Raw genomic sequence first — 8,649 nt, 5'->3', positions numbered from 1 at the left:
TTCACATATACAAACAATCCAAACGGTAGCTTAGAGGATATCGCTGGAATTATGAACGAACAAGGAAATGTACTAGGAATGATGCCACACCCTGAAAGAGCTGTTGATGAGCTATTAGGTGGAGCAGACGGAGTAAAGTTATTCCAATCGATCGTTAAACAATGGAGGGACTCACATGTTGTTAAAGCTTGAGCCAAGTCCGGAGCAAATTAAACAAGAGAAAATCTATTCACAAATGGGCTTGTCTGACGAAGAATTTCAAATGGTAGAAGACATTCTTGGACGCACGCCGAACTACACAGAAACAGGTTTGTTCTCTGTTATGTGGTCAGAACATTGTAGCTACAAGAACTCTAAACCGGTTCTTCGCAAGTTCCCAACATCAGGACCTCGTGTTCTTCAAGGACCTGGAGAAGGCGCAGGGATCGTGGATATCGGTGACGAACAAGCGGTAGTTTTTAAGATTGAAAGTCATAACCACCCATCAGCGATCGAGCCTTACCAAGGAGCAGCTACAGGAGTAGGCGGAATTATCCGTGACGTGTTCTCTATGGGTGCAAGACCAATCGCATTGTTAAATTCTCTACGTTTCGGTGAACTAGATGCATCGAGCCGTGTTCAATATTTATTTAAAGAAGTGGTTGCAGGAATCGCGGGTTACGGAAACTGTATCGGTATCCCAACAGTTGGTGGAGAAATTCAGTTTGATGCTTGCTACGAAGGCAATCCACTAGTTAACGCTATGTGTGTCGGCTTAATTGACCATAAAGATATTAAAAAAGGTCAAGCGCACGGTGTTGGTAACACGGTTATGTATATAGGTGCAAAAACAGGTCGTGATGGAATTCATGGTGCAACGTTCGCATCAGAAGAACTAACGGAGACATCAGATGAGAAGCGTCCAGCCGTTCAAGTAGGAGATCCATTTATGGAGAAGCTGCTTTTAGAAGCTTGCCTTGAGTTGGTCAAATGTGATGCTCTTGTTGGGATTCAAGACATGGGGGCTGCGGGTCTTACTAGCTCATCAGCGGAGATGGCTAGTAAAGCAGGATCTGGTATCGAAATGAATATGGATCTTGTACCACAGCGTGAAAAAGGCATGACAGCTTACGAAATGATGCTTTCTGAGTCTCAAGAGCGTATGCTAATTGTTGTTGAAAAGGGCCGTGAACAAGAAATTGTTGATATTGTCGCTAAGTACGATTTAGATGCAGTTGCGATCGGTGTGGTGACAGATGACAAGATGCTTCGTTTAATTCATAACGGTGAAGTGGTTGCGAATGTTCCTGCAGATGCTCTTGCAGAAGAAGCTCCAGTGTACCACAAGCCATCTGCTGAACCTGCGTATTTCCGTGAGTTCCAAGCGATGGAGAACACAGTGCCAGAAGTAAAAGATCATAACGAAACGTTAGTGAACCTTCTTAAGCAAGCGACGATCGCAAGTAAAGAATGGGTTTACGATCAATACGATTATATGGTTCGTACAAGTACGGTTGTCGCACCAGGAAGCGATGCAGCAGTTGTTCGTATTCGCGGAACAAGAAAAGCATTAGCGATGACAACGGACTGTAACTCTCGCTACATTTACTTGGATCCAGAAACAGGCGGAAAAATCGCGGTTGCTGAAGCGGCACGTAATATCGTTGCTTCTGGTGGGGTACCACTTGCAATCACGGACTGCTTAAACTTCGGAAATCCAGAGAAGCCAGAAATATTCTGGCAGATTGAAAAATCGGTTGATGGAATGAGTGAAGCGTGTAACGTGTTAAGCACACCAGTAATCGGTGGGAACGTATCACTGTACAATGAAAGAAGTGGAACAGCTGTTTACCCTACACCGGTAGTTGGTATGGTTGGATTAGTGGAAGATATCGATCATATTACGACACAAAGCTTTAAAGAAGCGGGAGACCTAATCTATTTAATAGGGGAAACCAAGCCGGAATTCGGTGGAAGTGAGCTGCAAAAGCTTACAAACGGCGAAATCTTTGGTAAAGCACCTGAATTGAACCTAGAGGTAGAAGAGAAGGCTCAAAAACAAGTTCTTTCAGCGATTCGTGCAGGAGTAGTAGCATCTGCTCATGACGTGTCTGAAGGTGGAGTGGCAGTCGCACTTGCTGAAAGCTTAATGGGTAGCTCGAACTTAGGAGCAGAAGTAACCCTTCAAGGCGAAGCAACAACAGCACTATTTAGTGAGTCACAATCTCGCTTCGTATTAACAGTGAAAAAAGAAAACCAAGCTCAATTTGAGAGCTTAGTAGATGCAACATATATCGGTACAGTAACAGATTCTTCTGATTTAAAAATAACTTGTGGTGATGAATTGGTGGTTTCACAACCAGTTTCTACGCTAGAAAAGGCTTGGAAAGGGGCAATCCCATGCTTGCTGAGCTAAAGGGGTTAAATGAAGAGTGTGGTATCTTTGGTATTTGGGGCCATCCGGACGCTGCACAACTCACGTATTACGGATTGCATAGCCTTCAACACCGTGGTCAGGAAGGAACGGGAATGGTCGTTTCTGATCAAAAGAGATTGAAGGGCTTAAAAGGGGAAGGTCTTGTTGCCGAAATCTTTACGGCTAAGGCGATGGAAGAAATGACGGGAAGTGCTGCAATTGGGCATGTTCGTTATGCGACAGCTGGAGGTGGCGGTTATGAGAATGTTCAACCGCTTCTCTTCAACTCACAGACGGGCAGTCTTGCACTTGCACACAATGGAAATCTTGTGAATGCGAATCAGCTTAAGCTTCAGCTGGAGGGACAAGGAAGTATCTTTCAAACGAGTTCTGATACAGAAGTGCTAGCACATTTAATTCGTCGCGGTGGATTTTCATCCATTAAAGATCGTGTGAAAACCGCTTTAACGATGTTAAAAGGGGCGTACGCCTTCTTGATTATGACGGAAGATGAGTTAATGGTTGCTCTTGATCCGAACGGCATGCGACCATTATCCATTGCTAAATTGGGTGACGCGTATGTGGTTGCATCAGAGACTTGTGCCTTTGACGTAGTTGGCGCCGAGTTCGTTCGCGATGTATTACCAGGTGAGTTAATTACCATTAATGCGAATGGCATTCATTCAGAAATGTATTCAATTGCATCGAACCAAGCGATGTGTACGATGGAATATGTGTATTTTTCAAGACCGGATAGCAATATCCAAGGAATTAATGTGCATACAGCAAGAAAGGCAATGGGTAAAAAGCTTGCCTTGGAAGTACCGATTGAAGCGGATGTTGTAACGGGTGTGCCTGATTCTAGTATTTCAGCAGCTATTGGATATGCAGAACAATCTGGCATTCCATATGAAATGGGCTTAATTAAAAACCGTTATGTGGGCCGTACGTTTATTCAGCCATCTCAAACTTTGCGTGAACAGGGAGTTAAGATGAAGCTTTCTCCTGTACGTGGAGTGGTTGAGGGCAAGCGTGTCATTATGGTGGATGATTCGATTGTTAGAGGGACAACAAGCCGTAGAATCGTAACGATGTTGAAGGAAGCGGGAGCGAAGGAAGTACATGTGGTCATTAGTTCACCTCCGATTCAAAATCCATGTTTCTATGGAATCGATACATCTACTAGAGAAGAGTTAATTGCTTCTAAGCTTTCACCGGAGGAAATTCGTGAGATGATTGGTGCTGATTCGCTCACATTCTTGAGTGTGGAGGGAATGCTTGGAGCGATCGGGAAGGATCCACGAGAGGATCAATGCGGACAGTGCTTAGCTTGCTTTACTGGTAAATACCCAACGGAAATTTATCCAACCGAACTAACACTAGAAACGGTCAAATAATGGCAGCAGCACATGCTGCCTTTTCTTCGGAAATCTATTTTTACATGAAAATTGTTTAGCACCGGCGTCTACTTAAGACGCTTGCGCTTTTCTATGGAGGGTTTTTACAATGGCAAATGCTTATAAACAAGCTGGGGTAGATATTGAGGCTGGATACGAAGCTGTTTCCCGTATGAAAAAGCATGTAGAGCGTACAATTCGTCCAGGCGTGCTTGGAGGCTTAGGTGGGTTTGGCGGTATGTTCGACCTTTCGAGTCTAAACCTGAAGGAGCCGGTGCTCGTCTCTGGAACGGATGGCGTTGGAACGAAGTTGATGCTTGCGTTCATGCTTGATAAGCATGACACAATTGGAATTGATGCAGTGGCCATGTGTGTGAACGATATCGTTGTTCAAGGGGCAGAGCCACTTTACTTTTTAGATTATATTGCTTGCGGAAAAGCAGAGCCTAGTAAGATTGAAGCGATTGTTAAGGGAATTGCGGACGGTTGTGAACAAGCGGGTTGCGCGCTTGTTGGTGGTGAAACAGCTGAAATGCCTGGTATGTACAGCGAAGAAGAATATGATCTTGCTGGATTCTCGGTCGGAGCTTGTGAAAAATCGGCTTTAGTTAACGGTGCTTCCATTCAACCGGGTGACGTGCTAATTGGACTTGCATCAAGCGGTCTACACAGCAATGGCTTCTCATTAGTTCGTAAAGTATTGCTAGAAAAGGCAGGACTTGACCTTACTCAGTACGTGGATGAGCTCGGGTCTACCCTTGGTGAGGAATTGCTACAGCCAACAAAAATCTATGTGAAGCCCCTTTTAGCTGCATTGAAGAAGTTTGAGATTAAGGGAATGGCTCATATAACTGGCGGTGGTTTTGTAGAAAATATCCCGCGTATGCTTCCAGAAGGATTAGGAGCAGATTTAGAAGAGTCAAACTGGACGGTACCAGCGATTTTTAACCTGCTTGAAAAGTATGGTGAGCTTGACCGGAAAGAAATGTATAATATTTTTAATATGGGTACTGGCATGGTAGTAGCAGTGAATAAGGAGATTGCAGACGACGTGATTCGTTTCTTTAACGAAAGTGGAGAAAAAGCTTATGCAATCGGAACGGTATCTAGCCAAGAGGGAATACACATTAGGTAAGCGAGGGACAGTATGAAAAATATTGCTGTATTTGCATCAGGCTCGGGCAGTAATTTTGGTGCGATTTTAGAAGCGGTTCAATGTGGCGAGCTCGAGGCGAAGGTGCAGCTGTTAGTATGTGACCAGCCGAGTGCATATGCCATTCAAAGAGCAGAAGAGGCAGGCGTTCCGACGTTTGTGTTTCGGGCGAAGGACTATTCTTCAAAAATGGAGTATGAACAAGAGATTTGTGCTCTTCTTACAGAGAAAAAAATTGATCTTGTCGTACTAGCAGGATATATGAGATTAATTGGTCCTACCTTATTAACTGATTTTGAAGGAAAAATCATCAATATCCACCCATCCATGCTGCCGGCCTTTCCGGGGAAGGATGCGATCGGTCAAGCGTTAGCTGCTAATGTAAAAGAGAGCGGAGTGACTGTACATTACGTGGATGCAGGTATGGATACAGGTCCCATTATCGCTCAGCAAGCAGTTGTTGTTGATGAGGGAGAGACAAAGGAAAGTCTACAGAAAAAAATACATGAGGTGGAGCACAAGCTCTATCCAGCAGTAATCAGCGAGCTTCTAAAGGGTGAAAGGAGAACGGAAAGTGAAAAAACGAGCATTAATTAGTGTATCTGATAAAACTGGGGTTGTTGAGTTTGCCCGTCATTTAAGTGAATTAGGATATGAATTAATTTCTACTGGAGGAACAAAGAATGCCCTGCAGGCTGCAGGTGTTCCGGTTATTAGCGTAAGCGATGTAACAGGATTTCCAGAGATTCTTGAGGGCCGGGTAAAAACACTTAACCCATACATTCACGGAGGCCTTTTAGCCAAGTTTTCAGATGAAAACCACCAAAAGCAACTAGCTGAGCATAAAATTGATCCCATCCAAATCGTATGTGTAAATCTTTATCCATTTCAACAAACAATTGCTAAGCCTGATGTGACGGTTGAAGATGCGATCGAAAACATTGATATCGGTGGACCAACGATGCTTCGTGCTTCAGCAAAAAACCATGAGTTTGTAACTGTAGTTGTTGACCCTTCTGATTATGAAGTGGTACTAGAAGAGCTAAAAGCTTCTGGTGATGTAGAAAAAGCTACACGTCGTAAGCTTGCTGCCAAGGTATTTAGACATACAGCTGCGTATGATGCGATGATCGCTGAATATATGACAGATCTTGCTGGTGAAGAAAACCCGGAAAAAATGACGGTTACTTATGAATTAAAGCAAAGCCTTCGTTATGGAGAGAATCCACATCAAAAGGCAGCTTTTTATCGTAAGCCACTTGGCTCTGTTTTCTCGATTGCTAATGCCACTCAGCTTCATGGCAAAGAGTTATCATATAACAATATTAATGATGCGGATGCAGCCCTTCAAATCGTAAAGGAATTTACGGAGCCTGCTGCGGTAGCTGTTAAGCATATGAACCCTTGTGGTGTAGGAACAGGAACGGATGTTTATGATGCATTCACAAAGGCGTTTGCTGCTGACCCTGTATCGATCTTTGGTGGAATTATTGCCTTGAATCGTGAAGTGGATAAACAAACAGCTGAAAAGCTTCATGAAATCTTCTTAGAAATTATCATTGCTCCTTCTTATTCAAAGGAAGCTTTAGAGGTATTAACAAGCAAAAAGAATCTTCGCTTGCTAACGATTCCGTTTGATGAGAAAGCAAAGGTAGAAAACAAGCATGTCTCAATTGAAGGCGGACTACTTGTTCAAGACCAAGACCGTTTTACACTAGAAGATGCGACTGTATCTGTAGCAACCAAGCGTGAGCCTAGTGAAGAGGAATGGAAAGCACTAAAGCTTGGCTGGAAGGTTGTTAAGCATGTGAAATCCAATGCGATCGTTGTTAACGATGCAGACATGACGCTTGGAATCGGTGCTGGACAGATGAACCGTGTAGGTGCAGCGAAAATTGCTTTAGAACAAGCAGGAGAAAAGGCAACGGGTGCGGTACTTGCTTCGGATGCATTCTTCCCAATGGATGACACCGTTGAAGCCGCGGCAAAGGCTGGAATTACAGCGATTATTCAACCGGGTGGATCCATTCGTGATGAAGATTCAGTGAAAAAAGCAGATGAGTACGGAATTGCGATGGTATTCACTGGAGTTAGACATTTTAAACACTAATTTTCGAGTGGGGGTACAAACCATGAACGTTCTAGTAGTAGGTCATGGAGGGCGTGAACACGCTATTTGCTGGAAGGTAAGCCAAAGTCCTTCTGTGAAAAAGGTGTTCGTCGCTCCTGGGAATGTAGGAATGACAGACGTTGCAGAGCGCGTTGACATCTCTGAAGAGAATCAAGACAAGCTGATTGATTTTATAAAAAAAGAAAAGATCGGTCTTACGATCATTGGACCTGAAGCACCTTTACAAGCGGGACTTGCCGATCGAATTCGTGCGGAAGGCCTAGCAGTTTTTGGTCCAGACCAAAAAGCAGCAGTAATTGAAGGCAGCAAATCATTTGCAAAAGAGCTGATGGAGAAGTACCAAATTCCAACAGCTGCTTATCAATCCTTCACAAACTTTGAAGAAGCGAAAGCCTACGTTGAGGAAAAAGGAGCTCCTATTGTGATCAAGGCGGATGGTCTTGCGGCAGGAAAGGGAGTAACCGTTGCTCTTACATTGGAAGAAGCGATTGACAGCCTGAAAGAAATGCTTGTGAACAGCAAATTTGGGGCAGCTTCTGCGAAAGTAGTAATTGAAGAATTTTTAGAGGGAGAAGAATTCTCTCTCATGGCATTTGTGAATGGTGACGTTGTGGTGCCAATGGAAATTGCTCAAGATCATAAGCGTGCTTACGATGGTGATCAAGGACCAAACACGGGTGGAATGGGCGCTTATTCTCCTGTTCCACAAATCAGCAATGATGCCGTTCAAACAGCGGTTGAAACGGTCCTAAAGCCTGCAGCCCATGCGATGATTGCAGAAGGAAGAAGTTTCTGTGGAATTCTTTATGCTGGTCTTATTCAAACGACTGCCGGACCAAAGGTAATTGAGTTTAATGCTCGATTCGGTGATCCAGAAACTCAAGTGGTTCTTCCAAGAATGGAATCTGACTTAGTAGAGGTAATTCTTGCAGTGTTAAACGGAGAACAGCCAACTATCAAGTGGACATCTGATGCCGTGGTGGGTGTCGTTGGCGCGGCAAAAGGCTACCCTGAAGAACCAATAAAGGGCAGTGTAATCGAAGGTCTTGATCTAGTGAAGGAAGCACTTGTCTTCCATGCTGGAACAGAGCAGAACGAGGATGGGAAAATTGTTACTGCTGGTGGACGTGTATTGCTTGCAGCTGCTAAGGCAGACACTCTTCAAGCAGCACAAGAACGTGTATATACCGAGTTATCAAATGTATCGAGCGATGGTATTTTTTACAGAAAAGATATTGGACATAAAGCCATTACGTTTGCCGCTTGCCAGACTTCTTAATATAAACAAAAGCAAGAGCAACGATACTTCCAATTAAAGCAATCAGAACGAAGGACATATCGCTAACATATTCCCAAAACATAACAGTGATGACTCCTTTCAATAGTGAGATTCCCCCCTCTAAACAAATAGAGGGGGTTTTTTAATAGATAAGAAAGTATAGGATTTTCTACTTTGAGAATTGTCTAGCTCCAGCGCCCTAGCGCCTAGTGTCCTTCGCTCTCCGCCCTACGATAAGTCAACATCGAATCGCCTCTGGCTCTTCGTGTTTCCTTTATCTCAGTTGGAGCGCTC

At 43.9% G+C, this 8,649-nt stretch carries 8 protein-coding genes; 7 read left to right on the top strand and 1 reads right to left on the bottom strand.

Going from position 1 to position 8,649, the window contains the following annotated elements; translation table 11 throughout:
* From ACGLXV_RS24865 to purD, 7 genes are all read left to right on the top strand, one after another.
* Positions 1-192, top strand: a 192-nt coding sequence (locus ACGLXV_RS24865; protein ID WP_391560757.1) for a phosphoribosylformylglycinamidine synthase subunit PurQ, incomplete at its 5' end; no start/stop codon positions are given.
* A complete protein-coding gene (gene purL / locus ACGLXV_RS24860) occupies positions 176-2,395 on the top strand; it encodes a phosphoribosylformylglycinamidine synthase subunit PurL (RefSeq protein ID WP_391560756.1) in 2,220 nt (739 codons plus the stop codon). The genes ACGLXV_RS24865 and purL, both read left to right, overlap by 17 nt.
* Positions 2,380-3,792 carry an amidophosphoribosyltransferase gene (purF, locus tag ACGLXV_RS24855; RefSeq protein ID WP_391560755.1) on the top strand — a complete coding sequence of 471 codons (1,413 nt, stop codon included), beginning with the start codon at positions 2,380-2,382 and terminating at the stop codon, positions 3,790-3,792. The genes purL and purF overlap by 16 nt, the downstream gene beginning before the upstream one ends.
* A 109-nt stretch (positions 3,793-3,901) precedes the next feature.
* Positions 3,902-4,927: a phosphoribosylformylglycinamidine cyclo-ligase gene (gene purM, locus ACGLXV_RS24850; protein WP_391560754.1), complete on the top strand. Its 1,026-nt coding sequence runs from the start codon at positions 3,902-3,904 to the stop codon at positions 4,925-4,927.
* A 12-nt stretch (positions 4,928-4,939) separates the two neighbouring features.
* Positions 4,940-5,542: a phosphoribosylglycinamide formyltransferase gene (gene purN / locus ACGLXV_RS24845; protein WP_391560753.1), complete on the top strand. Its 603-nt coding sequence runs from the start codon at positions 4,940-4,942 to the stop codon at positions 5,540-5,542.
* Complete coding sequence (gene purH / locus ACGLXV_RS24840; RefSeq protein ID WP_119706441.1) at positions 5,520-7,055, top strand: bifunctional phosphoribosylaminoimidazolecarboxamide formyltransferase/IMP cyclohydrolase; 1,536 nt, start codon at positions 5,520-5,522, stop codon at positions 7,053-7,055. The genes purN and purH overlap by 23 nt, the downstream gene beginning before the upstream one ends.
* A 22-nt stretch (positions 7,056-7,077) precedes the next feature.
* A complete protein-coding gene (gene purD, locus ACGLXV_RS24835; RefSeq protein ID WP_391560752.1) occupies positions 7,078-8,355 on the top strand; it encodes a phosphoribosylamine--glycine ligase in 1,278 nt (425 codons plus the stop codon).
* Here the strand turns inward: purD and ACGLXV_RS24830 are convergent.
* On the bottom strand, positions 8,327-8,458 hold the full coding sequence (locus ACGLXV_RS24830; protein WP_391560751.1) for an EYxxD motif small membrane protein: 132 nt from the start codon (positions 8,456-8,458) through the stop codon (positions 8,327-8,329). The two genes, purD and ACGLXV_RS24830, sit on opposite strands and share 29 nt — an antisense overlap.
* Between the last annotated feature and the right edge of the window lie 191 nt (positions 8,459-8,649).

This window comes from Robertmurraya sp., assembly GCF_036676585.1.
Lineage (GTDB): Bacteria > Bacillota > Bacilli > Bacillales > Cytobacillaceae > Robertmurraya_A.
The sequence above is the reverse complement of the archived record's forward strand: the minus strand, read 5'-3'. Positions and strand labels throughout refer to the sequence as shown.